The sequence below is a fragment of the Reyranella sp. genome (assembly GCF_965279465.1).
In the GTDB taxonomy this organism is placed as follows: Bacteria; Pseudomonadota; Alphaproteobacteria; order Reyranellales; family Reyranellaceae; genus Reyranella.
In genome coordinates, this window is sequence record NZ_OZ257242.1 from 6,296,114 (window position 1) to 6,322,583 (window position 26,470).

Annotated in this window: 18 protein-coding genes; 9 read left to right on the forward strand and 9 right to left on the reverse strand. The window is 66.4% G+C overall.

What is annotated here, in order from left to right; genetic code table 11:
• Positions 1 to 6 precede the first annotated feature (6 nt).
• From ACQY8M_RS30580 to ACQY8M_RS30595, 4 genes are read left to right on the forward strand one after another with little or no spacing between them, the layout of a single operon-like run.
• Positions 7 to 759 carry an ABC transporter permease gene (locus tag ACQY8M_RS30580; protein WP_428664075.1) on the forward strand — a complete coding sequence of 251 codons (753 nt, stop codon included), beginning with the start codon at positions 7 to 9 and terminating at the stop codon, positions 757 to 759.
• 33 nt (positions 760 to 792) lie between these two features.
• Positions 793 to 1,842 carry an extracellular solute-binding protein gene (locus ACQY8M_RS30585; protein ID WP_428664078.1) on the forward strand — a complete coding sequence of 350 codons (1,050 nt, stop codon included), beginning with the start codon at positions 793 to 795 and terminating at the stop codon, positions 1,840 to 1,842.
• A 7-nt stretch (positions 1,843 to 1,849) separates the two neighbouring features.
• Positions 1,850 to 2,209 (forward strand): hypothetical protein, encoded by a 360-nt coding sequence (locus tag ACQY8M_RS30590; protein WP_428664080.1) that lies wholly within the window; start codon positions 1,850 to 1,852, stop codon positions 2,207 to 2,209.
• Entirely contained in the window at positions 2,206 to 4,434 is a 2,229-nt protein-coding gene (locus ACQY8M_RS30595) for a N,N-dimethylformamidase beta subunit family domain-containing protein (protein WP_428664082.1), read from the forward strand. The genes ACQY8M_RS30590 and ACQY8M_RS30595 overlap by 4 nt, the downstream gene beginning before the upstream one ends.
• Before the next feature lie 136 nt (positions 4,435 to 4,570).
• On the opposite strand, the gene ACQY8M_RS30600 is transcribed toward ACQY8M_RS30595, so the two are convergent.
• The 8 genes from ACQY8M_RS30600 to ACQY8M_RS30635 form a co-directional block, all read right to left on the reverse strand.
• Entirely contained in the window at positions 4,571 to 5,764 is a 1,194-nt protein-coding gene (locus ACQY8M_RS30600; RefSeq protein ID WP_428659174.1) for an IS4 family transposase, read from the reverse strand.
• Between the two features lie 290 nt (positions 5,765 to 6,054).
• Complete coding sequence (locus ACQY8M_RS30605; protein WP_428664084.1) at positions 6,055 to 7,638, reverse strand: ABC transporter substrate-binding protein; 1,584 nt, start codon at positions 7,636 to 7,638, stop codon at positions 6,055 to 6,057.
• A gap of 13 nt (positions 7,639 to 7,651) precedes the next feature.
• Positions 7,652 to 8,734, reverse strand: a complete 1,083-nt coding sequence (locus ACQY8M_RS30610; protein ID WP_428664087.1) for a DUF917 domain-containing protein — start codon at positions 8,732 to 8,734, stop codon at positions 7,652 to 7,654.
• Positions 8,735 to 8,931: 197 nt separating this feature from the next.
• The gene (locus ACQY8M_RS30615; RefSeq protein ID WP_428664089.1) at positions 8,932 to 10,512 is read right to left on the reverse strand and encodes a hydantoinase/oxoprolinase N-terminal domain-containing protein; all 1,581 of its coding nucleotides are present in this window, start codon (positions 10,510 to 10,512) and stop codon (positions 8,932 to 8,934) included.
• A complete protein-coding gene (locus ACQY8M_RS30620) occupies positions 10,509 to 12,227 on the reverse strand; it encodes a dipeptide ABC transporter ATP-binding protein (RefSeq protein ID WP_428664092.1) in 1,719 nt (572 codons plus the stop codon). The genes ACQY8M_RS30615 and ACQY8M_RS30620 overlap by 4 nt, the downstream gene beginning before the upstream one ends.
• Positions 12,224 to 13,105 (reverse strand): ABC transporter permease, encoded by an 882-nt coding sequence (locus tag ACQY8M_RS30625; RefSeq protein WP_428664094.1) that lies wholly within the window; start codon positions 13,103 to 13,105, stop codon positions 12,224 to 12,226. The genes ACQY8M_RS30620 and ACQY8M_RS30625 overlap by 4 nt, the downstream gene beginning before the upstream one ends.
• Positions 13,102 to 14,124 carry an ABC transporter permease gene (locus tag ACQY8M_RS30630; RefSeq protein ID WP_428664096.1) on the reverse strand — a complete coding sequence of 341 codons (1,023 nt, stop codon included), beginning with the start codon at positions 14,122 to 14,124 and terminating at the stop codon, positions 13,102 to 13,104. The genes ACQY8M_RS30625 and ACQY8M_RS30630 overlap by 4 nt, the downstream gene beginning before the upstream one ends.
• A 295-nt stretch (positions 14,125 to 14,419) precedes the next feature.
• On the reverse strand, positions 14,420 to 15,151 hold the full coding sequence (locus ACQY8M_RS30635; protein ID WP_428664099.1) for an enoyl-CoA hydratase/isomerase family protein: 732 nt from the start codon (positions 15,149 to 15,151) through the stop codon (positions 14,420 to 14,422).
• A 460-nt stretch (positions 15,152 to 15,611) separates the two neighbouring features.
• Here ACQY8M_RS30635 and ACQY8M_RS30640 point away from each other — a divergent pair, with 460 nt between their 5' ends.
• The 3 genes from ACQY8M_RS30640 to cysN all read left to right on the forward strand — a co-directional run bounded on the left by ACQY8M_RS30640 (position 15,612) and on the right by cysN (position 19,637).
• Complete coding sequence (locus ACQY8M_RS30640; protein WP_428664102.1) at positions 15,612 to 16,589, forward strand: hypothetical protein; 978 nt, start codon at positions 15,612 to 15,614, stop codon at positions 16,587 to 16,589.
• A gap of 241 nt (positions 16,590 to 16,830) precedes the next feature.
• Positions 16,831 to 17,742 (forward strand): sulfate adenylyltransferase subunit CysD, encoded by a 912-nt coding sequence (gene cysD, locus ACQY8M_RS30645; RefSeq protein ID WP_428675543.1) that lies wholly within the window; start codon positions 16,831 to 16,833, stop codon positions 17,740 to 17,742.
• Positions 17,742 to 19,637, forward strand: a complete 1,896-nt coding sequence (gene cysN, locus ACQY8M_RS30650) for a sulfate adenylyltransferase subunit CysN (protein WP_428664104.1) — start codon at positions 17,742 to 17,744, stop codon at positions 19,635 to 19,637. Before cysD ends, cysN begins: the two co-directional genes overlap by 1 nt.
• Before the next feature lie 126 nt (positions 19,638 to 19,763).
• Here the strand turns inward: cysN and ACQY8M_RS30655 are convergent, their stop codons facing one another.
• Entirely contained in the window at positions 19,764 to 23,648 is a 3,885-nt protein-coding gene (locus ACQY8M_RS30655) for a beta strand repeat-containing protein (RefSeq protein ID WP_428664107.1), read from the reverse strand.
• Positions 23,649 to 24,050: 402 nt separating this feature from the next.
• On the opposite strand from ACQY8M_RS30655, the gene ACQY8M_RS30660 reads away from it, so the two are divergent.
• Together ACQY8M_RS30660 and pgm are read left to right on the forward strand one after the other, a co-directional pair.
• Complete coding sequence (locus tag ACQY8M_RS30660) at positions 24,051 to 24,626, forward strand: NUDIX domain-containing protein (protein ID WP_428664109.1); 576 nt, start codon at positions 24,051 to 24,053, stop codon at positions 24,624 to 24,626.
• A 221-nt stretch (positions 24,627 to 24,847) separates the two neighbouring features.
• On the forward strand, positions 24,848 to 26,458 hold the full coding sequence (pgm, locus tag ACQY8M_RS30665) for a phosphoglucomutase (alpha-D-glucose-1,6-bisphosphate-dependent) (RefSeq protein WP_428664112.1): 1,611 nt from the start codon (positions 24,848 to 24,850) through the stop codon (positions 26,456 to 26,458).
• Positions 26,459 to 26,470 lie beyond the last annotated feature (12 nt).

Sequence of the window (26,470 nt, forward strand, 5' to 3'; positions counted from 1 at the left end):
TCAGCGGTGGCCTACGCCGTCACGGTGTTCCTGCTGCTGCCCACGGTCCTGATCGTGCCGATGTCCTTCGGTCCCGACCAGTATCTGCGCTTCCCGCCGAACGGATTCACGCTTCATTGGTACGAAGCCTATTTCAAGGACGCCGACTGGATCGGCGCCACCCTGTTCAGCGTGAAGATCGCCGTGCTGACGGCGCTCGCCGCCACGCTGATCGGCACGCTGGTGTCGGTGGCTTTGGTGCGCGGCCGCCTGCCGCTCAAGCGCGTGTTCGAGCTGCTGGTCGTCGGGCCGGTGATCGTGCCCAACATCGCCCTGGCGATCGCGATGTTCCTGGTGTTCGACCGCCTGCGGCTGACCGGCACGACCTTCGGCTTCGTGGCAGCGCACACCGCGCTCGCCATGCCCTTCGTCGTCTTCACGATCCTGGCCTCGCTCTATCGCTTCGATTCGAACCTCGAGCGGGCGGCGCTATCGTGCGGCGCCAATCCGCTGCAGGCGTTCGTGCTGGTCACCCTGCCGCAGATCGCGTCGGGCATCGTCTCGGCGGCACTGTTCGCCTTCATCATCTCATTCGACGAGCCGGTGGTGTCGTTCTTCATCTCGAACCTCGACAACCGCTCGCTGCCGCGCAAGATGTTCGAGGATATCGACTACAACATCTCGCCAACGCTGGCGGCAGTCGCCACGATGCTGACGGCATTGACCTTGCTGGCGCTGGTCCTGGGACATTTCCTGAAACGTCGTTCGAACCGGACCTGAGTTGCGAGATTCGAGAGGAGAATTGCGATGAAAATGAAGCGCCGTAGCCTGATTGCCGCCGCCGGAGCCACCGCCCTTCTTCCTGGCGTGCCGGCGCGCGCCCAAGGCGGCGGCGAGGTCATCATCGCCACGACCGGCGGCCTGATGACCAACAGCCTGCAGGCCCACTTCTACAAGCGGTTCGAGGCCGAGACCGGCGTCAAGGTCCGCGCCGTGGCCATCGAGCTGCCCGACCAGTGGGCCCGTGCCGTCGCCGGCGCCCGCACCGGCACCCTGCCGTTCGACGTCGTGACGGCCACGCCGCCGGACCTGATCCAGCACGCCGATATCCTGCAGACGCTCGACTGTGCCGCAATGCCGGGGATCGTTGCTCATGCGCTGCCCGGCAGCTGCATGCCCAAGGGCATCATCCGCACGGTCGGCGGCATGGCGCTCACCTGGTCGAAGAAGGCCTTCCCCAACGGCGGCCCGCAGTCCTGGACCGACTTCTTCGACGTGGCGAAGTTCCCCGGGCCACGCTCGCTGCCCGACACCGGCGATCGCGAATGGTGGGTGCCGCTCGCCGCGCTGATGGCCGACGGCGTGGCGCGCGACAAGCTGTTCCCGATGGATCTCGACCGTGCCTACAAGAAGCTCGACGCGATCAAGAAGAATGTCGCGGCGTGGTGGAAGAGCGGCGACAACTCCATGCAGATCCTGCGCGGCGGCGACGCCGTGATGAGCATGCTGTATTCGAGCCGCGCGGTGCCGCTTGCCAAGAGCGGCGAGTTCGACTTCACCTGGAACGGCGCGATCCGCGATACCGGCAACTGGGCGGTGCTGAAAGGCGGGCCGAATACGCAGAATGCGCTGAAGTTTCTCGACTTTTTCGTACAGAATCCGGCCGAGCACCTGCCGTTCAGCAACGAGGTCAGCTTCGATTCCAACAACAAGGAAGCCGCCGCCCAGGTGCCCGAAGCCGATCGCCGGTTCCGCCCGAGCTACCCGGCGAACTATGAGAAGCTGGTCATCGCCGACTTCCAGTGGATCGCCGGCGAGCGCGCCAAGATGCGCGAACGCTGGGTGAGCTGGCTGACGGCGTAGCCTGATCATGCTCGTCAATTACGCCGAAGCGGCCCACTGGCCGATCGATCCCACCCGCCTCGATCTCGTCGAGGAGTTCCGCCGCGCGCCGCGCGGGCCGCACGGCGAGGAGTTGCAGAAGCTGCTCCATCGCATGCGCTGGGCCGGCGATTTCGAAACCGGCGCCGGCCGCTATGTCCTCGTCATCAAGACCCCGGGCAAGGAATGGCAGCTCGGCCGCCTGCCGCGGGAGCGCGGCAAGCCGATCGAGGTGATGGGCAATCGGCTCTTCACCTCGATCGCGGAAGCCGAGTGGGAAGTCTTCAAGCTGCGCTGGGAAGCGCTCACCGGCCAACCGCTGCCGGACCATCTGAGGGACGCGCCTTGACCGATACGACGTCCGTTCTCGGCTACGCATGGCCGATGATCGTTTCCGCTGGCGAGAAGATCTCGTTCCATCTTTCGAGCCCGACCTTGGCGAGTGCCGAGGCGACGCTGGTGCGGGTGCGCTGTGCCGACCCCGATCCGGCCGGCCCGGGCCTCCGCGTCACCGACATGCCGTCATCGATCAATGGCCCGGTGGCGCTGTCGCATCAGCCGCTGCGGCCGGGCTCCTGCGCGGTGATCGCCGACGCCCCTGCCCTCGTGGATTTCCAATCCTTCACCGTCGGCGCCTTCGTCTGGCCGACGATGCCCGGTGATCGCGCGCAGACGATCATCTCGCGCTGGAGCGACGAGGGTGGCGGCTGGCGCCTCGGGCTCGACGCGGCAGGCCATCTCGAATTCGTCCTCTCGGCCAAAGGCGAGACCTGGCGTGCGGCGACCGCGCAGCCGCTCGTCGTCCGCGAATGGGCGCTGGTCGGCGGCACCTGGGATGCAGAGGCCGGCGCGTTGCGCGTCATGGTCCATAGCCTCGACGCCCAGGGCGGTCGCGAACGACGCGCCACGGTCGACGCCAGCGGCCCGACGAAGATGCAGTGGCCGGCGAACGTGCCGCTCGTCATCGCCGCGCAAACCAATGAATCGACTCCATTCTCCGCGTTCTACGACGGCAAGATCGACCGGCCGCGTCTTTATGCCGAAGCACTCGGCATCAATGCCTTGCACCGCCTTTGCGACGCCTGTGAGATTACGCCCGCAGACGCCCGCGTCGTCGCGGCCTGGAATTTCTCGCTCGATGTCCCGACCAGCGCGATCACGGACATGTCGGCCAACCGCCTGCACGGCACGGTGCGGCAGATGCCGGCGCGCGGCATGACCGGCGCCAACTGGGACGGCAGTAGCGACAGATGGACCGAGAAGCCCGACCAGTACGGCGCCATCCACTTCCACAGCGACGACATGGCCGACGCCGAGTGGAAGCCGACGATCGACTTCACCATCCCGAAGGACTGGCGCAGCGGCTTCTATGCCTTGCAGGTGCGCGCCCATCCTGCGGGCGCGGAGCCGGTCGAAAGCTTCGTCGGCTTCTTCGTGCGGGCCGATCTCGCCAGGCCGCGCGCACCGATGGCGTTCGTCGCCAGCACCGCGACCTTCCTAGCCTACGCCAACAGCGCGCTGCGCCTTGACCAGGTCCATGCCGAAGCGATGCTCGAGGGCCTGCTCACGCTGTCGCGCGACGACGTCTATCTGCAGGAGCATCGCGAGCTCGGCCTGTCGACCTACGACACCCATGCCGACGGCAGCGGCTGGTGCATCAGCACCGCAAAGCGACCGATTCTGAACATGCGGCCGCGCGGCAACGTGTTCAACTACGGCAACGACACGCACTTCATCGACTGGCTCGAGCAGATGGGCCACGACTACGACATCGTCACCGACGACGACATCCATCGCCACGGCCTGCAGGTGCTGAAGCCTTATCGCTGCGTCGTCACCGGCTCGCATCCGGAATACATCAGCCGCGAGATCTGGGAGGCCTTCGACGCCTACCAGCAGGGCGGCGGCCGCCACATGTACCTGGGCGGCAACGGCTTCTACTGGCGCATCGCCTATCACCGCACCGAGCCGCACGCGATCGAGATGCGGCGCGGCATGACCGGCCTGCGCACCTGGGAAGGCGAAGCGGGCGAAACGGCGCTCGCCTTCACGGGCGAGCCGTCCTCGACCTGGCGCAGCAACGGCCGTCCGCCGCAGCGTCTGGTCGGCGTCGGCTTCGACGCGCAGGTGTTCACCCATTCCTCGCCCTATCGCTGGCTCGATGCCGCAAGGGCCCCCGGCCTGGAATGGCTGACCGTCGGCATCGACCTCGACCAGCCGCTCGGCGACTTCGGCCTGCGCGGCAACGGCGCGGCCGGCGTCGAGGTCGACCGGTTCGAGCTTACCCTCGGCACGCCGCCCGACGCGGTGTGGCTCGCGACGGCCGACCGTCTCGGCTACGGCGGCACGCCGGCGCCGGAGGAGCTGCGCACCCTGCATCGCGGCGTCATGGGCGACCAGAACGCGCAGGTCCGTGCCGACCTGGTCTATTTTCCGACCGCCAACGGCGGCGCCGTCTTCTCGACCGGATCGATCGCCTGGGTCTGCGCGCTGTCGCACAACGACTACGACAACAACATCAGCCGGCTGGCGGGCAACGTGCTGAAACGCTTCCTCGACGACCGGCCGCTGTAGAGCTTTCCTTCCTGCTCGCAGCGCGGGGAGGTGCCCCGTAGGGGCGGAGGGGTCATGAGCTACAACACCGATGCGGCCCATGCCCCCTCCGTCGGCGTATGACGCCGACACCTCCCCATAAGAGTGGCTGTTGGATTCACACATTTCGAAGCCCGAGGGTGGTGCCGTATTTGATGTCGTTGAACTTTGCGAGACCGATGCGCATGAGCTTTGGCCCGGGCTTACCGTAGTAGCCGGTCCAGCCGCCGAGGCGGGCGATGACCCAAGCAGCGAAGGCCAAGCTGCCTGTGGGATGGGGATTGCGTTGGCGCGCAGTCTTGCCTTCGAGCCTTGCCGAGACGGCCTCGAGGATGGGCCGGTCGTCGGGATCGAAGGCATCGCCAAGCTGTCGATCGGTGTTGCCGTCGCGGGCCTGCACGAGTTGCTTGATTGTTACGGAGGCAATCGTGGCGGCGGCGACGAAGTTGATCATGGCCTGCGGCTCGCCGATGTCGGCGTCTTCGATGTCGAAGCCAGCGGTCTTGAGGGTGCGGAAGAACTCCTCGATGGTCCAGCGCTGGCGATACAGGTCAATGACGCGCCGTACCTGGCCGCACTCTGCGACCGGATGGGTCGTCAGCAGTCGCCAATGTATCGGCTTGCCGTCGGGCGGTGTCGAGATCTCGCGGACATCGACCAGCGTCAGGCCGACTGTCGCAGGCAATGCCGGATCGGCGCCATGCAATGGCCGGCGCAGAGCCACCGGCGCAAAGCGCAGGGCCAGTTCAGCGTGACGCTTTGCTCGTCCGGGGGCGGCCGGGATGGTCGTGGCGAAGCGGCCCTGCTCGGGTTGGCCGTCAATCATCCCGAACAGCAAGCCGTCCGCCGGCTCTTCGGTCAGCCGTTCGATCCGCCGGTTCTGGCAGGCGCGCACGATCAGATGCACGTTCGCCGGCCGGCGCGCGAACAGCTCGTAAAAGTCGCTCTCGCGGTCCGATACCACCGTGATGCAGCGCGCCTCGGCCAGAACCTCGCCGGCCTGCTGCGCTCCCTCGATCCAGCGACGCGACTCCTTGGCCGCCGTCGTCCGTCGGCGCCGCGGCGCCAACTCGGCCCGGCCGCGGTTCCACACCTGCATCGACACCAGGCCGAGCAGTCCGCCGCTCCCCGCTTCCACTGCCAGCACCGGATGAAGCAGCAAACCGCTCAGCACACCGCCCTTGCCGACCGCGCCATAGCCCGCCTGCCGGGCCCGACGGCCGCCCAGCACCAGTTCGCTGGTATCCTGGATCGCGACAACATCGCGCCCTGCGACGCGCTGCGCCGTCAGCGCACCGGCGTGCCGCGACATCGCCCCGGCCGTCACCGACCGGTTGCGCAGAAAGCGGGTGAACTGAATCTCACGGGCCCGCGTGCCGCCAAGCCGACGGATGCAAGACCCAGGATCGCCAACCAGAGCCGCGTGCAGGCAGGCCCCCCTTTTTCCAGGCGGCGGTCGCCAAACCGCCCCAGTCCGTACTCCACAACAGACATCGACTTCTCCCATCGCCAAAACGGCTTCAGGGAATCGACGTTCTGCCTCCCGCGCAACTACGATGTGTGAATACGATAGATAAGAGTGGGGAGGAAAGACTCGCCGCCTCAGTCGCAGGTCCAGAAGAACTTGCCGAAATTGTAGCCGAAGCTCTGGATCGGAACCCAGGTGAAGCCGTCGAGGCACCGGTGCATGGCCTGCCGCTCGTTGGAGGCCAGCAGATAGACATCGGATTGGTCGGCGACCAGCTTCTTCTGCAACTCCTTGTAGATCACGTTCTGCTTGGCCACGTCCGTCTCCTGGCGCGCCTGGTCGATCAAGGTGTCGAATTCGGGCTGCTGCGCCCAGCTCATCGACGACCAGGTGCCCGCGCCCTTCGAATGGTACTGGACGTAAAACATGCTGTCCGGCGAGGGATAGGTCGGGCCGTTGAAGATCTGCGTCATCGCCGGCGTCGTTTCAGGCTTGGAGGCGAGCTCCGTGATGCGGTTCCACGGCTCAGGCTGCAGCTTGACGTCGAAACCGACCTGGTCGAGCGCAGCCTTCAGCAGCAGGCCGATCTCCTCCTCGAACTGCAGGCTCTGTACGTAGCTATGGACAAGCGGCACCTTGCCGCCGGACGCGTACTTCGACTGCTTGAGCTCCGCCTTCGCCTTCTCGAGGTTGAACTCGGGCGCGGGCAGGTCGCTCGCGAAGGCGTCGCCAAAGGCCGGCGGCAGCGGGCCCCGGAGCTCGATGCCGGGATAGAGCACATCGCGGATCGTCTTGTAGTCCGTGGCAAAGGCGATCGCGCGGCGGATGTGGATGTCGTCGGTCGGCGCGGCCTTGTGATTGAGCTTCAGGTAGAATCCCGAGGCCGTCGAATTGCGGACAATCCGATAGTCCTTGATCTTCGACAGCGCCTCGAACGTCTCGGTGGCGTGCGCGCGGGCCGACATGCCGAGTTGCCCACGCTGCGCCAGCGCCTTCACGGTCGCCTCGTCCTTGGTGACGATGAAGCGCACCTCGTCGATCGGCTTCTTGGGGAAGCCCAAGTGGTATTTCTCATTGCGCACGATCACAAGTTCGCCGCCGCGATCGTACGAGCCCAGGGCGAAGGGGCCGGAACCGGCGGCGTTGTTGGCCAGGAACTCCTCCGCCCACTTGTCCGAGTCCTTCGCCTTGGCCTGAACCGCCTCGCTGTTGGTGATCAGGATCAGCGGCGTGGTCGCCAGGAACGGCGCATAGACCCGGTTGAGCGAGATCTCGACCGTGTGCTCGTCGGGCGCCTTGACGTTCTCCGGCGAGATCAGTCCGGCGAAAAGGAAGGCCGGACCCTTGTTGAGCGCAATCAGCCGCTGCAGGGAATAGACCACATCCTTGGCGCGGATCGGCTTGCCGTCGGAGAAGGTCGCGTCCTTGACCAGGTGGAAGCGGTAGTTCTTGTTGTCCTGCGAGATGTCCCACTTCTCGGCGAGCAGCGGCAGCACCTTGCCCGTGGGATCGACGGTGGTGAGGCCCTCGTAGAGGTTCACTGCCGCCATGTATTCCGTGTAGTCCTTGATCTTGGCAGGATCAATCGTGCCGAAGATCTGGGTCGCGGTCACGACGATGCTCGTCTTGGCCCATGCCTGGGGCGCCGCGGCGAGCGGCGCCAGCAGGCAGACCGCGCCCGCGGCGGCAAGAGCGGTGATTCGGCGGAAGAGGCGCATGGTTGTCTCCATCTCAAGAGGCTCGGGCGAGCGGGCGAAAGACGACGTCGTCGAGGCCGAAAGCCGCAGGCCCGATGACTTTTAGGGCTGCTTCGGTCTGCAGCAAGGGGTGGCACGGCAGGCCGACCACGGCGACGCGCTGGCCGTAGCGCAGCACCTCGGTGGTGATTGCATGGCCGGTATCGAGATCGAGCACCAGGATCAGGTCGGGCACCGAGACCTCGACCTTGCCATCGCGGCGGAACACCAGGAACTCGTTCTGGATGGCGATCATGGCGGTCGAGCCGGCATGGGCATCGAGCCCGTCGATCCTGATCTCGCCGCGCGCAAAGCCGCCCTCCAGCCGGCGCTGCAGGTCGACGATCTTGCCCTCGAAGAGACGGACGCCGCGTTCCCGCTGGCAGATCGTCTCGATCGGGTTATGGTGCAGCCGGTTGGCCTCCATCACCGCATAGCCGAGCGTGATCGCCTGCGTCACGGTTCCGGGAATGGCATAGCGCTTGGCGAAGCTGCCGCTCATCGGCGCCATCGCCGAGCCTGCCGAGCCGCCCATCGCGACCGCCGCCGTGCGGCCCAGCCGCTCGACCCATTTCTCCGACGCGCCCTTCTGGATCAGCACGACGTTACCCTTGTCGTCGGCCAGCGCCGCCGGCGCGGTCGGCTGGCCGTAGATGCTGTAGGTCGTCATCTGCATCTCGGGGAAGGCCCGGCCCATGCCATCGGCGTCGACGACGGGAATCCCGGCCTGCGCAGCCGTGACCATGGGGTTCATCGAATTGCCGCCGCCGATCTCGAAGGCGATGACCGCGTCGGCCTTCTCGCCAGTATGTTCTTCGATGGCCCGCACGGCCCGCAGGAACTCCTCGCCCTCGCGCAGCTTCTCAATGCCGACGACCGGCGCGCCGATGCCGCCAACCGAGACGACCCGCGCATCGTCCGCCAGCTCGTCGAGGCCGATCAGCCTGATCTCCCCGCCCTTCTTGAGCTCCTCGAAGCAGCGCAGCTTGCCAAGATAGGGATTGCCGCCGCCGCCGGTGCCCAGGATCGCCGCACCGATCGCCAGCGCCTCGATATCGTCGCGAGTAAGGTTACGCATGACGCTCCTCGGCGTTCGTGAACGAGCTCACGCTGACCTCCCCTTTGGATTTCAAGATTTCTTTCGCTGGGGGCGCGTCACTCCAGTGGCGCGTCTTCCTCATCGTTGCCGCATCGCATGACGCGCCTCTGGAATGACGCGCCCCCAGCGAAAGACCACAGCCAAAACATTCACTCGGTCGAAACATTCGCAAACCCTCAGATCTCGATGTCGCCGACGACCTTCACCCGGATGCGGGTGGCGTTGCCGGGCAGGTAGGCGAGCGGCACGTCCTCGCGCTCGACCGCGACGATCGTGTCAACGACGGCCCCGGCAGCGATCGCCTTGTCGCGCGCGATCGCTTCCGCCTCGCCCAGCGCCTGATCGCGCGTCAGCCCGCCCGACAGCGAGAAGACGCGATCGACCTCGCCGCTGACCTGCGCGATGGCCGCGCCGACCGCGTTCGCCACGGCGAAGTTCTCCGGCCGCAGGACGTCGAGATCGACGATCCGATCGCGGATAAGGATGCTGCCGCCGCCCACGGCAATCACCGGAATGCGCGCGGCGGAGACGCGGCTGCGCTCGACGGCGCGCTCGACCATGTCGTCCATGACCTGCTTGGCAGCATAAAGCATCCTGCCGTCTAGATGCGCGACCTTGGCGGGATCGCCGATCTTGGCCAGACCGAGAGCCACGGCAATATCCGTGGCCGTCAGCACGTCGCCACCGAACGTCAGCGCCTTCTGCGTAATCTCGTAGCCGACACTGCGCGGGCCGACGACGGTGCTGTCTCCTTGCTTTTCGACGATCGAGCCGCCGCCGAGCCCGAAGCTGAAGACGTCGGGCATGCGGAAGTTGGTGCGCACGCCGCCGATGCTGACCGTCGTCGCCGCCTCGCGCGGGAATCCGTGCTGCAGCAGGCCCACGTCGGTGGTCGTGCCGCCGACATCAATCACGATGGCGTCGCTGTGGCCCGACAGGAACGCGGCACCGCGCATGGAGTTGGTCGGGCCGCTGCCGAAAGTGAGCACGGGATAGCGCTTGACCTGGGCACCATCCATCAGCGTGCCGTCGTTCTGGCTGATGAAGAAGCGGCACGTAAGGCCGCAGCTCTGCAGGGCCGTGGCGAAGGCGTCGACCGTCCGCTCGGCAAGGTCGAGCAGGCTCGCGTTGAGGATCGCCGCGCTCTCGCGCTCCAGCAGGCCGAGTCGCCCGATATGCGAGGACAGGACGACCCGCGCGCCGGGACAGGCGCTCTCGAGCACCCGAGCGGCGCGCGCTTCCATCTGGCCGTCGACCGGGCTGAAGACCGAGGACACGGCGATGGCGCGGATGCCCTTCGCGGCGACGGCCTGGCCGATCCGCCGCAGCTCGTCCTCGTCGAGCGGCGAGATCTCGCGGCCATCGAACTCGTTGCCGCCATGGGCGAGCGCGCAATGCCGCCCGATCGCCTCGCGCAGGTCGTCCGGCCAATCGACCATGGGCAGCAGGCCCTGCGTCGCCGGCAGGCCGAGCCGCACGATCGCGGTGGGTGCCAGGTGCCGGCGCTCGATGATGGCGTTGGTGAAATGGGTCGTGCCGATGACGACGGCCGAGATCTCGTCGCGGCCGACGCCGGATTTCTCCAGCACGCCGGCCAGTGCCTCGAGCACGCCCGTGGTCACATCGCGCGTCGTTGGCGCCTTCACGCCGGCCAGCACCGTGCGTCCCGCCATGACCACGGCGTCCGTGTTGGTGCCGCCGACATCGACGCCAATTCTGTACTTGGGCTTGGACATGCCGCCTTGAGGACCTTTCATTGCGTTGTCGACGCGAGCACGGCTCGGCGTTCTTCCAGGGTGACGGAGGGCTTGGCCCGCTCCTCGGCCTCGGTGAGGACGGGGACGGAGGCGATCAGGGCGCGTGTGTAGGGATGCTGCGGGCTCTCGAACACCGCATCCGTCGTGCCCTGCTCGCAGATCTCGCCGCGGAACATCACGGCGATGCGATTGCAGAAGTTCCGCATCAGGCTGAGGTCGTGCGAGATGAAGACATAGGTCAGGCCGAGCTCGTCGCGCAGCCGCAGCAGCAGGTCGATGACGGTCTTCTGCACCGAGACATCGAGCGCCGAGGTCGGCTCGTCGAGCACGACGATCTCGGGCTCGACCGCGAGCGCGCGGGCGATGGCAACGCGTTGCTTCTGGCCACCCGACAGCTGGTGGGGATATCGCTCAGCGAAGCTCGGCGGCAGCTCCACCCTGTCGAGCAGCTCGCGGATGCGCGCGGCGCGCTGGTTGCGCCCCACCGCGCCACCCTTCTCAGTACCGCTGAAGGCGAGCGGCACCGACAGCGTCTCCGCCACCGTCCGCTTGGGGTTCAGCGACGACGAGGGATTCTGGTAGACGATCTGGATGCGGCGCCGGAACGCGGGGTCCTTCCGCCAGGCCTCGATCGACCGGCCGTCGATCTCGATCCGGCCCGAGGTCGGCGCGCCGAGACCGATGATCATCCGCGCGACGGTGGTCTTGCCCGAGCCCGATTCGCCTGCGATCCCGAAGATGTCGCCACGGCAGATCGAGAGCGTCGCATTCTGCACCGCCGTCACCGCCGGGCGGGCGGGCTCTAGCCAGCGCCGCGGCGCGACGAAGCGCTTGACGACATCCGTGACGGTGATGACCGGCGTCGTGCTGTGCGCCTCGCGATGCTGCACCCGCGGCCCGTAGAGCGGCGGAATCGCCTCGAGCAGCCGCTGGGTGTAGGGCATGCGCGGCGCCTGGAATATCTCGCGCACCGGACCGTGCTCGACGATGCGGCCGTCCTGCATGACATAGACGTAGTCGGAGGTCTGGCGCACGACCGCGAGATTGTGCGTCACCATGATCAGCGTCAGCTGCTCCTCGGCGACGAGCTGGTTGAGCAGGCGCAGGATCTCGTCCTGCGTCGTCACGTCGAGCGCTGTGCCCGGCTCGTCGGCGATCAGCAGCTTCGGCCGGTGCATCAGCGCCATGGCGATCAGCACCCGCTGCCGCATGCCGCCCGAGAGCTGGAAGGGATAGGAGCGCAGCACCCGTTCCGGCTCCTTGAGCTGGACCTGGCGCAACGTTGCCTCGATCCGCTGACGCCGGTCGCCGGCGCGGCTGGCCGTGCCGAGCCGGCGGTCGGCGAAGCGCAGAACGTCGTCGAGATGCTGGCCGATGGTGAAGACGGGGTTGAACGAGGCCAGCGGATCCTGGTGGACGATCGAGATGTCGGTGCCCTTCAGCCGTTCGCGCTCCCGTCGGCCGAGATTGAGCAGCTCCTGGCCGTCGAAGCGCACGCTGCCGCCGAGGATACGGCCGGCCGGATGCGGCAGCGTGCCGATGACGGTCTTCATCGTCACCGACTTGCCCGAACCGGACTCGCCGATGATCGCGGCGCGCTGCCCCGCCTCGACCCGAAGATCGATGTCGTGCAGCACCGGTGTCGTCCGGCCATAGCTCGCGAAGCTGACACTGAGGCCCCGGATGTCGAGGAGAGGGGGCGGAGCGCCCGTCATATCTCGACGTCCAGCATGTCGCGCAGCCCGTCGCCCAGCAGGTTGAAGCCGAGAATCGCGTAGAGCACGGCGAGCCCCGGCATCACCGCCTCCCACCACATCTCGGGCAGGAACTGCGCGCCGGCCGAGACCATCGTGCCGAGGTCCGGTGTCGGCGGCTGGACGCCGAGGCCCAGGAAGCTGAGTGATGCGCCGAACAGGATGACGAAGCCGGCATCGAGCGTCGTCTTGACCGAGATCGCCGCCGTACAGTTCGGCAGGATCTCGCGGAACAGGATGTGCAGATGCGAGGCGCCGGCCACGCGCGCAGCCTCGACGAAATCCTCGGCCACGACGCTCTTCACCACCCGGTAGACGAGGCGGCAATGCCAGGTCCACCACAGCGCCGTGATGGCGATCATCGAATGGATCAGGTCGGGTGTCAGCACCGCCGAGATCGCGAGCGCCATCACCAGCGGCGGCACGGCGAGCATGACGTTGGTGAGCCACATGATCGCGGTTTCGACGATGCCGCCGAAATAGCCGGCGAGCAGGCCCAGGAGCACGCCGAGCGGCACCGCGACGCCGAGGACGCCGACCACCAGCAGGAGCGAGACGCGATAGCCGAACAGCACGCGCGAGAACATGTCGCGGCCGACATTGTCGGTCCCCATGAGGTGCAGCAGGCTCGGCGCCTGGTGGCGGCTGCGGAAGTCGACGAAGGAACCGGCGTGCTGGGGATACGGCGCGATATAGGGAGCGAGCAGCGCGGCGAAGATGAGGGAGACGACGATGACGACGCCGATCACCGCCGCGGGATTGCCGAAGAAGCGGCGCCGCGCCCGCGCGAAATTGGTGAGCTCGCCGGCCGGCGCCAGGGCGTCGTTCGCGGCGCTCATCGGCGCAGCCCCGCTCCGCCCCTGAGACGCGGATCGATCAGGGCAACCAGCAGGTCGACCAGCAGATTGGCGAAGATGAAGAACAGGCCCGACACCAGGACCACCGCCATCACGGCATTGAAGTCCTTGTTGAGGATCGCGCGCAGGCCGTAGCTCGCGATGCCGGGCCAGGCGAAGACCATCTCGACGATGAAGGCGTTGCCGATGAGCGACGCGAATTCGAGGCCGAGGATGGTGAGCGGCGCGACGGCCGCCAGCCGCAGCATGTACTTGAGCGTGATGACGTAGCCCGGGACGCCGAAGGAGCGCAGGGTCTCGACATGATCGCGCCGCGCGATATCGAGCATGCTCGAGCGCGTGATCCGCATGATCTGGCCGATGCCGGCGGCCGACAGCGCGAGGGCCGGCAGGAAAATGTGCGACAGGGCATCGCCGAAAGCGTCGAGCCGTCCCTTGAGCAGCGAATCGACGAGGGCGAGCCCGGTGATGTCGGGAACGAAGCCTAGTCCCTGGGTCAGCCGTCCGGTGAGCGGGAAGAAGTGATAGTGGCTGGCGAAGAGTTGCAGCAGGATGGCGAATACGAAGCCCGGCGTCACGACCCCGAGCAGCGCGACGAGGCGGCTGCCATTGTCGATCCCGCTGTTATGCCAGCGCGCCGCGAGAACGCCGAGCGGCACGGCCATCGCGCCGATCAGCAGCAGGGTGAAAAGAACCAGCTCGAGCGTCGCCGGAAGCGCCTGGGCGATGTCGGACGAAACCGCGCGGCTGGTCAGCAGAGACTTGCCCAGATTCCCGTGCAGCACGCCGCCGATATAGTCGACATATTGCACGATCGCGGGCTTGCTGAAGCCCATCTCCTCGCGCAGCTGGGCGACCTGCTCCTGGGTGGCAAGCGGCCCCAGCGCGATTCGGGCCGGATCGCCGGGAACGATGCGGGCGACGACGAAGATGACGACCGACAGCCCCAGCAGGACAAAGGCGAACCCGAACGCGCGGCGCAGAAGATAGGAACCCGTCATCGAACCGGCCGATAATGCACCAGGAACAAAGTATCAGCCATGCTCAGGTGGAAAGCAGGGCATTCGCATACGAATAACAAACTCCGTCGTCCCGACCGGAGCCGAGCGTAGCGAGGCGGAGTGGAGGGACCTATTCATGCAACGCCTGCCGGCATGAGCAGGTCCCTCGACTACGCTTCGCTTCGCTCGGGACGACAGAGAGTCGAGCAAATGAGAATGCACTGGGGTGAAAAAGGGCGATGCGCTCGAGGAGTGGGTTGGCAGCGCCAATGCACGATCCGCACCAAAACCCGATTCAAGCCTGCGGCAGGCGCCCCATCATGACCGAAACATCGCGCGCCATGTCCAGCGCCTGATCGATATCGAGCGATGCCGCCCGATGGAAGGTGCGCTTGGTCTGGCCGACGAACTCCGGATTCCACTTGGCGATGATCTCCGCCATGCCCAGGGCCGCTTCCAGATGCTGCCCCTCCGGCACCACGCGATTGACGAGGCCGAGCTCGTAGGCCCGCTGCGGCGTGATGTTCTCGCACAGCATCAACAGCTCGAAGGCGATCTTACGCCCCATCACATGCACGGCATGTGCCGTGACGGTGGACGCGGTCAGTCCTGCCCGTAGCTCCGGAAATCCGAAGCGCGCGCTTTCGGCGGCGACCACGAGGTCGCTGCCGAGGGCCAGGCTGCAACCCGCGCCGAGGGCGTAGCCGTGCACGGCCGCGATGATCGGCTTGTCGATCCGGGCCATCAGCTTGAACAGCCCGACACTCTCATCGGCGTGGCGCACCAGGTCCCTGCGGCTTTCCGTCGTCAGCACGCGCGCCACGGACGTGTCCATCCCGGGACAGAAGGCCCGTCCGGCGCCGGCGATGATCACCGCGGCGACCGAATCGTCGTGCTGCGCGGCGAGCAGCGCCGCCGACAGGGCCTTCAGGAGATCCGCATTCAGCGCATTGAGCTTCTTCGGGCGGTTCAGGGTGAGCAGCCGCACGGCGCCGCGCATCTCGGTCAGCAATACCTCGTCTTCCAAGTTCCGCCTCCTCGCAACGCTGTTTCCCGAATGTCGTCCTTCGCGGCACCGACAGTATGGACACATTTGGAATAGCATTCTTCCCTGCGTGAAGCGCGCGGAGGAATGCATCTGGCGCGACTCGCGGGCCGGCCACGCATCTGCCCCGCGATCCTGCCACGAGTCTGCATTGCCAGCGCCCCCTCATCGTCTTTCCCACCATTTGCGCCGCTGCAGGACGAATTGACCTGCATCCTGCGGGAAGCCGTCGCCGGCTGCTGGTCCATGCCGACCGCGAGAGGCCGGTACGTGGCGTCTCCCCGATCGCCTCGGATCCGGCTATACTGGGAAGATGTCGAGTACGATTGATGTCAAGGCGAAAAGAGCGAAGCGTCGGAGCAAGCTTCTCGCGTCGCATCCCAGGAACAGAATATTCGTCGCCGGCTGCGGCCGGTCCGGCACTTGGCTCGCCCTTGGTGTCATGAGCACGTTCGAGGATTGCTACGTCTACCCCGAGGAGGGTTGGTGGGGGCGGTTTGCGCACTTCGCCGCAAGACCGGAAGCCAACCACGTCATGAAACGTTCGCGGCATTCCTACCGCTGGCTTCACGAAATTCCTGATTCCATCGGCATGGTTTACATGCTCCGCGACCCGCGCGACGTGCTCACCAGCAGCTGGGGTGATATCGAAAATTACATCGACATCGAGCGGTGGAACGTGGAGATGGACGCGCTGCTCGGGCTTCTCAAGTCGAACCGCCCCAACATGGTCGTCGTCAGGTTCGAGGACCTGGCATCCAGGCCGCAGGACGTTCAGTCGACGCTGGCCGAGAAGTTCCGATTGAAGCCTCGCGCACGCGCCCAGGACTTCGCTTCCGTATTCGAGGTCCAGGACAAGAACACCACCATCTCGGCGATGCACGGCCTGCGGCCTCCGGATCCGAGCGCGATCGGGCGGTGGCGGCGCAGCGACGAGAGCCGCCTCCATCTGGCTGCACTGAGAGAGGCCGTTCTGTCCAAGTTCCAGCCGCTTGCGAGCCGGTTCGAGTATGACCTTTCCGATTGGCCGACGCAGGATGCCCCTGTGATACCCTCGGAGGACCATCCTCCCATCCCCTTCGATCAGTGCTTCGACCGCGGCATCGGCACGCCGCTCCGCGATCCGCGCGCCCACATCAGGCGGACGACTACCAAGCTCAGCATGGAGTTCCACTGCGCGTGCGGAGCGGAGTGCAGCTTCGAGGGAACCGAAGCCTACGTCGTCGTGTGCCCGCACTGCCAGACGGCATGGGAGATGCCCTGCACCCTCTTCCCCCGCAAGGTCGACGGCCGGACGAACAGGTCGTACGTCGCCAAATCGCTCACGCCGGACGAGAACTATCGCGACCGGCAGGGCCGGGCCATCCCGGTCGAGCGTAGCGACGAGCAGGCCACCGCAAATGTGAAATCCGAGGGCTGAACGCCCTCGGCGGCCAGAAGAAAGCGAATGTCCTGTTCCTTGCTCCCGCTCCTGACTCGGCTCAAACTTTTCCGCGTCGTTCGGGTTCGCCCGGCCACTGCACGCGAGGCAAGCGATCTTGCGGCCGGCGCGCGACATGCCCTATGCAGACCATGATCACTCGATAGTCCCCGCGATCTGGAAACACGACCGGGTCGGCCACGCCCCGATCCACGAGCTTGCCGCGAGTCAATATTCACCCATGCCCAACCATCGTCTTTCCCGCCATTTGCGCCGTCTGCAGGACGAATCGATCTACATCATGCGGGAAGCCGTCGCCGAGTTCGCCCGGCCGGTCATGCTCTATTCGATCGGCAAGGACTCCAGCGTGATGCTGCATCTCGCGCTCAAGGCCTTCTATCCGGCGAAGCCGCCCTTCCCCCTGCTGCATGTCGACACCACCTGGAAGTTTCGCGACATGATCCTGTTTCGCGACGAGACCGTGCGCCGGCTAGGCCTCGAGCTGCTGGTCCATGTCAACCGCGAAGGGTTGGCGCGCGGCGTCTCCCCGGTCGCGTCGGGCGGATCCGTGCATACCCAAGTCATGAAGACCGAGGCGTTGCTGCAGGCCTTCGCCAAGTGGCAGTTCGATGCGGCCTTCGGCGGCGCCCGCCGCGACGAGGAGAAGAGCCGCGCCAAGGAGCGGATCTTCTCCCACCGTAACGCCCGCCACGCCTGGGAGCCGCGCAACCAGCGGCCCGAGCTGTGGAACATCTTCAACACGCGGATCGCGCCGGGCGAGTCGATGCGGATATTCCCCCTGTCGAACTGGACCGAACTCGACGTCTGGGACTACATCCTGGCCGAGAATATCCCGGTCGTTCCGCTCTATCTCGCCAGGGAGAGACCTGTCGTCCGCCGTGCCGGCACCCTGCTCGTCCTCGACGACGACCGGATGCCACTGGCCGAGGGCGAGACGCCGGAGCGACTGCGGGTGCGGTTCCGCAGCCTCGGGTGCTACCCCCTCACCGGTGCCGTCGAGTCGACGGCGGACACGATCGAAAAGGTCGTCGAGGAGATGCGCGGGTCGAGGCACTCGGAGCGGCAGGGCCGCCTGATCGATTTCGACGAGGCCGGCTCGATGGAGAAGAAGAAGCGCGAAGGGTATTTTTGATGGATTCCGAAACCGCGCCGTCGGCTGCCACATCTTTCTCCGGCGCGCGCCTTCCCACGCTTCGCTTCCTCACCTGCGGTTCGGTCGACGACGGCAAGTCCACCCTCATCGGGCGGCTGCTCTACGACCGCAACCTCTTGTACGACGATCATCTCGCCGTGCTGGCGCGGGATTCGCGCCGGCACGGCACGACCGGCGACAGCCTCGATCTCGCCCTGCTGATGGACGGCCTCGACGCGGAGCGCGAGCAGGGTATCACCATCGACGTCGCCTACCGCTACTTCGCCACGGAGGCGCGCGCCTTCATCGTCGCCGACTGTCCCGGCCACGAGCAATACACGCGCAACATGGCGACCGGCGCCTCGAACGCCGATCTCGCCGTCCTCCTGGTCGATGCGCGCAAGGGCCTTCTGCCCCAGACCCGGCGTCACGCAACGATCGTATCCCTGCTCGGCATCCGCCACGTCGTGCTGGCCGTCAACAAGATGGATCTCGTGGCCTACGACCGGTCCGTCTTCCAGGCTATCGTCGACGCGTTCCGCAAGGAAGCCGCTGCCCTGCGGTTCGAGAGCATCGAGCCGATCCCCCTCTCCGCCCGCTTCGGTGACAACGTCTGCACGACCTCGGCCAGCATGCCATGGCACGACGGTCCATCGCTACTGACCCACCTGGAGACCGTCGAAATCGGTGACGGCTCGCCCGACGCCGCCCTGCGCTTTCCTGTCCAGTGGGTGAACCGCCCCCACCTCGATTTCCGCGGGCTGGCCGGCACGGTCGCCTCGGGGCGCCTCGCCGTCGGCGACGACGTCGTCATCGCTGCCTCGGGACGGCGCTCGCGCGTCTCCCGTATCGTCACCATGGACGGCGACCTGGCCGTGGCGGAGACCGGACAGGCGGCCACCGTTGTGCTCGAGGACGATGTCGACGCCTCGCGCGGCGATGTGCTGAGCCACCCGCACCGGCGTCCCAGCGTCGCCGACCAGTTCGCCGCGCACCTCGTCTGGATGGGCGACGACAAGATGCTGCCCGGACGTTCCTACTGGCTGAAGACTGGCGGACGGACCGTTCCGGCCGTGGTCACGGAGATCAAGCACCGGCTGGACGTCGACACCAACGCGCAGCTTGCAGCCAAATCCCTGTCGCTCAACGAGATCGGCTTCTGCAACCTGTCACTCAAGGCGCCGATCGCCTTCGACCGCTACGGCGATAACCGGGCGACCGGCGCCTTCGTCCTGATCGACCGCGCCACGAACGCCACGGTCGCGGCGGGCATGATCGCCTTCCCGCTGCGCCGCGCCGGCAACATCTTCCGGCAGGCGCTCGCTGTCGACCGGCAGGCGCGCGCGCGCCTGAAAGGGCAGAAGCCCGTGATCCTGTGGTTCACCGGCCTGTCCGGCTCCGGCAAGTCGACGGTAGCCAATGCCGTCGAGGCTCGCCTGCTCGCGCGCAATGCCCACACCACCCTGCTCGACGGCGACAACCTGCGCCACGGGCTGAATCGCGATCTCGGCTTCACCGATGCCGACAGGGTCGAGAACATCCGCCGCGTCGGCGAGGTCGCGAAGCTGATGATGGACGCCGGCCTCATCGTGCTGTGCTCCTTCATCTCCCCGTTCGCCGCCGACCGCCGCTCCGTGCGCGACTTGGTCGACGCGGGAGAGTTCGTCGAGATCTTCATCGACACGCCGCTCGAGCTCTGCATCGCCCGCGACCCGAAGGGACTCTACCGCCGCGCCCTTGCCGGCGAGATCAGGAACTTTACCGGCATCGACCAGCCCTACGAGGTGCCAACGGACCCCGAGCTGCGATTCGAGACTGGCGGCACGACGGCCGACGCAATCGCGGCCCGGATCGTGGAGTATCTCGAAGCGCAGCGCGTCATCGAGCCGCTGTAGCGGCGTCGCCGCCCATCGGTTCGCTGGGGGCGCGTCACTCCAGTGACGCGTCATGCGGTGCAGCAGCAGCGAGGAAGACGCGCCACTGGAGTGGCGCGCCCCCAGCACGCCCATGAGGAAACCGCGTCAGGAAATCCTGAAGTTCGTAGCCGAGAGCTCACCGGACAATCCGGTGACGGACGCGAACTGGATCGCCGCAGCGCCCCCTTGCCCGTCGCTATCGTACAGCAGTGCACCCGACGCGGAATTGTAGAGCAGTCGGGTGAGAGCGCTGGTTGCCGCCGATCCGAGCTCGAACGCGCCGTTCCCGACGCTGGTGCCCGGCGAGAACGCGTGGAAGACGGCGCTGCTCAGCCGCATGCTGTCCTCCTGGGCGTTGAACCCCGCGATCGTGTCGTACTGGCCCGCGACCAGGGGCGCGGAGAAGACGAACGTATCGGCGCCGCTGCCTCCGATCAGGCGGTCGGCGCCCGCGCCACCATCGATGACGTCGTTGCCGGCGCCACCCGACAGGATATTGGCCGCGCCGTTACCCGAGAGCATGTTGCTTTCGGCATTGCCGGTCCCATTGATCGCCGCCGTGCCGGTCAGCACGAGGTGCTCGACATTCGCGCCGAGCGTGTAGCCGATCGACGAGACGACGGTGTCGATGCCATCGGTCGGAAAGACCTCGAGCACGACGTCTCCAACCGCATCGACGTAGTAGCGATCGTTCCCGGCACCGCCCACCATCAGGTCGTTTCCGGTCCCGCCATCCAGCAGATCGTTGCCGTCGCGGCCGAGGACCACATCGTTGCCGGCCAGCCCATAGAGCGTGTCGTCGCCGGCCAGCCCGTCGAGGGAGTCCACGTTCGGCGTTCCGGTCATCGAATCGTTGCCGCTCGAGGCGTCGTCGTTCCGGATCATGCCGCTGGCGCTTGCCTGCACGAGCGAGGCGCCCGGTCCGGGGTTCGACAAGGTCACGGTGAACTTTTCGTCCGCTTCCGCGACGCTGTTGCCAGCGACAGACAGCGAAATCGTCTTGAGCGTCTCGCCTGCCGCGAAGTTTGCCGTCCCGGCAGGCAGCACGCCTCCCGCGAAGTCGGCACCCGTCACGGCCGCGCCGCCGACCGTCCAGCCGACTGAGCGTGCCACCGTCGTGTCGCCGGTCCGTGTGATGCTGAAGGTAAAGGGCTTGGTCGTTCCGGCCGCGCCCTCCACAGCGTCGGCCGACACGGCCTTGATCGCGAATCCGGCGTCGTCGTTCAGAATTGTCCCGATCGCGCTGGACGTCGAAATTATGGTGCCGGCGCTCGGGCTGGACAGGCTGACCCTGAAGCTCTGATTGGCCTCGACCGTGGAATCGCCGGCAACGCCGACCATGATCGTCTTGGAGGTCTCTCCGGCAGCGAACGCGACGGTACCGGCCGGCAGCACGCCTCCTGAAAAGTCGGCACCATTTACTTTCGTTCCCGAGACGGCCCAGTGGGCGGAACTCGCGATGACCGAGGACCCGGTCCGGGTCACGGTGAAGCTGAACGTGGTGGTGCCGCTGTTGCCCTCGGCCTTCACGGCATCGGTGGCGACGATCGCCAGAGTCGTCGGGCCGTCATCGTTGAGGATCGTGCTGGTGGCCGTCGCCGTGCCCAGGGTCGCGCCCGCGCTCGGGCTGGACAGGGTGACGGTGAAGGCCTCGTTGGCTTCCACCGTCGTGTTGCCGGCTACATTGACGGTGATCGTGAGGCTCGTCTGGCCGGCAGCGAAGGTCACCGTCCCGGACGGCAGCACGCCGCCGGCAAAGTCTGCGCCGGTGACAGCCGCGCCGCCGACCGCCCAGTGGGCGCTGTGGGCCACGGACGTGTCGCCCGTCCGGGTGACCGTGAAGATGAACGGGGTGCTGCCGGACTGGCCTTCGGCCTTGCTCGCACTGACCGCAGTGATGGAAAGCCTGGCGTCGTCGTTGAGGATCGTGCCGGTGGCTGTCGCTGTGCCCAGGGTCGCTCCCGTGCTCGGACTGGACAAGGTGACGGTGAAGGCCTCGTTGGCTTCCACCGCCGTGTCGCCGGCCACGTTTACCGTGATAGTGCGGCTCGTCTGGCCGGCCGCAAAGATCACCGTCCCGGACGGCAGCACGCCGCCGGCAAAGTCCGCGCCGGTGACGGCCGCGCCGCCAACCGCCCAGTGGGCAATGTGAGCCACCGACGTGTCGCCCGTCCTGGTGACCGTGAAAGTGAATGGAGTGCTGCCGGACTGGCCTTCGGCCTTGCTCGCACTGACCGCTCCGATGGAAAGGACGGTCGCCGCGGAATCGTCGTTGAGGATGGTCGTCGTCACCGAGCCGACGGTGAGGACGGCGTCGCCGGGATTGGCCAGCCGCAGGCGGAAGGTCTCGTTGGATTCGACGACGGTATCGCCCGCGACGGTGATCGTAAGCGTCTTCGATGTCTCGCCTGCGGCGAAGGTCAGGCTGCCGGAAGGCAGGGCACCCCCGGCGAAGTCGGCTGCATTCGCCGGAATGCTCCCGACTCCCTCCACCAGCCAGCTTACGGTCGAAACGCCGTTGGTCGGGCCGCTGCGGGTCACCGTATAGGTGACCGTCTTGCTGCCGCTGTTGCCTTCGGTGACGGTGCCCGGGCCGCTGACGGAAAGCCGGGGTCGGAAATCGGCGAGGTCGCGAACGCCATCGGCGAAGGAGAGGCGTTCGACGTCGAGGCCGACGCGATCGGTACCGTCGCCGCCGGCAAGGCTGTCGGTCACGATCACCCGATCGGCTTCAAAATCGTAGGTGATGGCATAGCGGGCGAAGGGGCCCGAGAAGGCCGCGGTGTCGTTTCCGCTGCCGCCATTGAGGAAGTCGTTGCCGGCATTGCCGTGCAATGTGTCGTTGCCGGCCTCGCCGTTCAGCGTGTCGTTGCCGCCATAGCCGTAGATCGATGAGCTCGCGCCGGCAGCATCGGTGATCGTCTGGTTGCCGGGGGCATTGGCAATGAGGATGTCATAGATCTGCCGACCATACGTGGCGATGAAGGTTTGAGCGTACGGAGTTGTCGAATCGAGCACGGCGGGGTTGGTGAAGAAGGCCCGGGCCGCCGGAGACTCATCGAAATTGATCACCACCCCGAGGCCGCCGCCGTCGCCGATCGAGATGTTGCCAATCCAGAGACCGCTGTCGATGCGGCCGTCGTTCGTATCGGCGATGGCGATCTTGATCGTGTGCAGGGTGCCGGACCTGCCGTCGATTGTCGCGGCGGTCCCCGCCCCCAATTGGCCCGTGATGCGCAGGGTCTGCGAGATGCCGTCGTATTCTACCGGCAGGACCATTTGCGCGCCGGGCAGGGTTACGCCGCCCTGGCTCGTCGTCGAATCGCTGTTGTTGTAGAAATAGCCGCTGGCGATATTGGCATCCGTGACGCTGAGCGGCGTCGAGGCACCATTGAACAGGGCGTAGTTGACACCGTCGACCATCACGACGGCGCCATCGACAAAGGAATTGCTGAATTCGGGGAATTCGTCGGAGCCGAAGACCAGGTCGAAACTGAAGCTGGTCGTATCGGGATCCGTCACGAAGACTACGGCCTCGAGCGAGGCTGCATCGTTTGTCGAGTCCGCCTCTCCCGGGAAGGCGGCGGTCACGGTGTCGAGGACATCGCTGTCCCCGGCGCGGCCCGTAATCAGAGAATAGCCGTCTGAGCTATTGTACAGCGGAGTCGACGAATAGCCGCTCGAGAGAAAGACGCCCTTCGGGAAGACCAGGTCGCTGACCAGCCCGTTGACGCCGCTGACGGTCATCCCATCGAACATGGAAATCTGCGACGGCCCGGTGATGGTCGCGCTGACCAGCGAGAAGGGAGCCGTTCCTGCAAGGACCTGCAGGGCAAGCTCGGGCGAAAGCGCCGCATAGAGATAGTCTTCCGCCGAATGAGCGGACGTATCGAACAGATCTTCGGAATCGACCCCCGTCCATGCCCCGCCAGGAAGCGGGGTCTCATCGTCGAAAATGACGGTCCCGTCTTTGAGCGTGACTCTAGCCATGTCGTGTGGCCCTCGCTTCGAAAGAAGCATCGTCGTTGCCGACGGGAATGTTTTCGCCGAAGCCGGTTGCGCCGGCCAGGCCATTGACAAGAGAAGTGGCCATTTTCAAGTCCCCCCGGCCCCCCGCGGATCGACCGGATCAGTCGATCGATCTCCCCTGGCGGAAAATGAACTTCACAATCAATGCAGCACGCCTTCGATCGCCGGCAGCTCAGCCGCCGGAAGACGAGTTTCAGACGAGCGCATCAACCGATACCGTACGTACTCCGGTCAGGTCAACGCAGGCCGCGCGCCCGTAAGCGCCAGGTGCCGCCCTGCTGCGCGGCCGGCTCGAACCCAACCCGCTACACTTCCGCGACCTCGGGCCTTAAGGTCGGGCAGCACCCAATCTGGTTACCCCCAATGACCCTGGAAAAACGAGGCCCCTGGACCGTGATGTCCAGTCGCCATGTCTATGACAATCGATGGATACGGGTGACGCACCACGAGGTGCTCACGCCTGCGGGAGAGCCGGGCATCTACGGAACCATCCATTACAAGAACCTGGCCGTCGGCATCGTGCCGGTCGACGACGAAGGGCATACATTCCTTGTCGGCCAGCACCGCTTCCCGTTCGACGAGTACAGCTGGGAGATTCCGGAGGGCGGCGGCACGATCGGTGTCGATGCCCGGGAGTCGGCGGCACGGGAACTGAAGGAAGAAACCGGGCTCGAAGCCGGCAACTGGCAGCAACTGCTCCGGTGCGACCTTTCCAATTCGGTATCCGACGAGCGCTCGATCTCGTTCCTCGCCTGGGGATTGACCCAGGGCACGGCATCACCCGAGCCGACGGAGGAGCTTGCTCTTCGCCGGGTGCCGTTGACCGAGGCATTTCGGATGGTCGCTGCCGGAGAAATCCAGGATGCGCTCAGCGTCCTTTCCCTTCAGGCCGTTCAGCTCCTGCATCTGCAGGGGAGACTGCCCGTGAAATGCGCCTGACGCGAAGGCCGCCCGCGCGGCGGCTCTCCATGTCCCATTGATTTCATTGGACAATTTGCGAGCTGGAACGATAGTCGTTCCTTCATCGTTTGCTGCATGTGGTTAGCGTCGCCAAAGCGTTTCCGAGGCGGGTTGCCGCAAGTCAGCGCAGCGCAGAAAGCGGAAGCAGGCCCTTGGCGACAGAAAGCAAAGATCCCCGCATCAGCCCCCGGGCGGGCCAGTTGCCGACCCCGGAGCAGCTTGTCGACACCACCAAGCTGCTCGACGCCTACGGCGCGCTCGCGCCGGATCCCGCCGTGGCGGCGCAGCGCGTGGCATTCGGCACCTCGGGCCATCGCGGCTCGTCCTTTGCGCAGAGCTTCAACGAGGCTCATGTGCTGGCGATCAGCCAGGCGATCTGCCACTGGCGCCGGCAGGCAGGCACCGACGGTCCGCTGTTCATCGGCTGCGACACCCATGCGCTGTCGCAGCCCGCCTTCGAGAGCGCGCTCGAGGTGCTGGCGGCCAACGGCGTCGAGGTCTTGGTCTCGGCGGGCGGCGAATACACGCCGACGCCAGCCCTGTCGCAGGCAATCCTCGTTCACAACAAGGGGCGCAACAGTGGGCTGGCCGACGGCATCATCATCACACCCTCGCACAATCCGCCGGAGGACGGCGGCTTCAAGTACAATCCGACGCATGGCGGCCCGGCCGACAGCAACGTCACCGGCTGGATCGAGAAGGAGGCCAATCGCCTGCTCGCCGAGGGGCTGAAGGGCGTGAAGCGCCTGCCCTACGCGCAGGCCCGGCGGGCCGCGACGGTGCACGAGCACGATTTCCTCGAGGCCTATACCGCCGATCTCGGCACCGTGCTCGATTTCGACGCCATCCGCGCCTCCGGCCTTCGATTCGGCGTCGATCCGCTGGGCGGCGCCGGCGTGCATTACTGGGCGCGCATCGCCGAGCGCTACCGGATCGCCCTCGACGTGGTCAGCGAGCAGGTCGATTCCAGGTTCCCATTCATGACGCTCGACTGGGACGGCCGCATCCGCATGGACCCGTCCTCGCCCTATGCCATGCGCCGGCTGATCGGCATGAAGGACAGATACGACGTGGCCTTCGCCTGCGACACCGATCACGACCGCCACGGCATCGTCGCGCCCAGCGGGCTGATGCCGCCCAACCATTACCTCGCCGTCGCCGTCGATTACCTGTTCCGCAACCGGCCGCAGTGGCGCAGTGACGCCGCCGTCGGCAAGACGCTGGTCAGCAGCACCATGATCGACCGCGTCGCCGCCCGGCTCGGCCGGCGGCTGCACGAGGTGCCTGTCGGCTTCAAGTTCTTCGTCGACGGCCTGCTCGACGGCTCGCTGGGCTTCGGTGGCGAGGAGAGCGCCGGCGCGTCGTTCCTGCGCCGCGACGGGACGGTGTGGTCGACCGACAAGGACGGGATCGCCGCCGCCCTCCTCTCGGCCGAGATCACCGCGCGCAGCGGCCGCACGCCCGACCTTCTCTACCGCGACCTGGAGCGCGATTTCGGCGCTTCCGCCGCCGATCGCATCGACGCCCCGGCGACGCCCGAGCAGAAGCGCAAGCTCGCCGGCCTGTCGCCCGGCCAGGTGAAAAGCACCGAGCTGGCCGGCGAGCCGATCGAGCACGTGCTGAGCCGCGCGCCGGGCAACGACGGCGCCATCGGCGGCATCAAGGTCGTGGCCCGGAGCGGCTGGTTCGCCGCGCGCCCTTCGGGCACCGAGAACATCTACAAGATCTACGCCGAGAGCTTCCGCGGCGAGGACCACCTCCGCACCATCCTCGGCGAGGCACAGGCGATCGTCGACAAGGCACTCATTTAGGTCAGTTCGCCG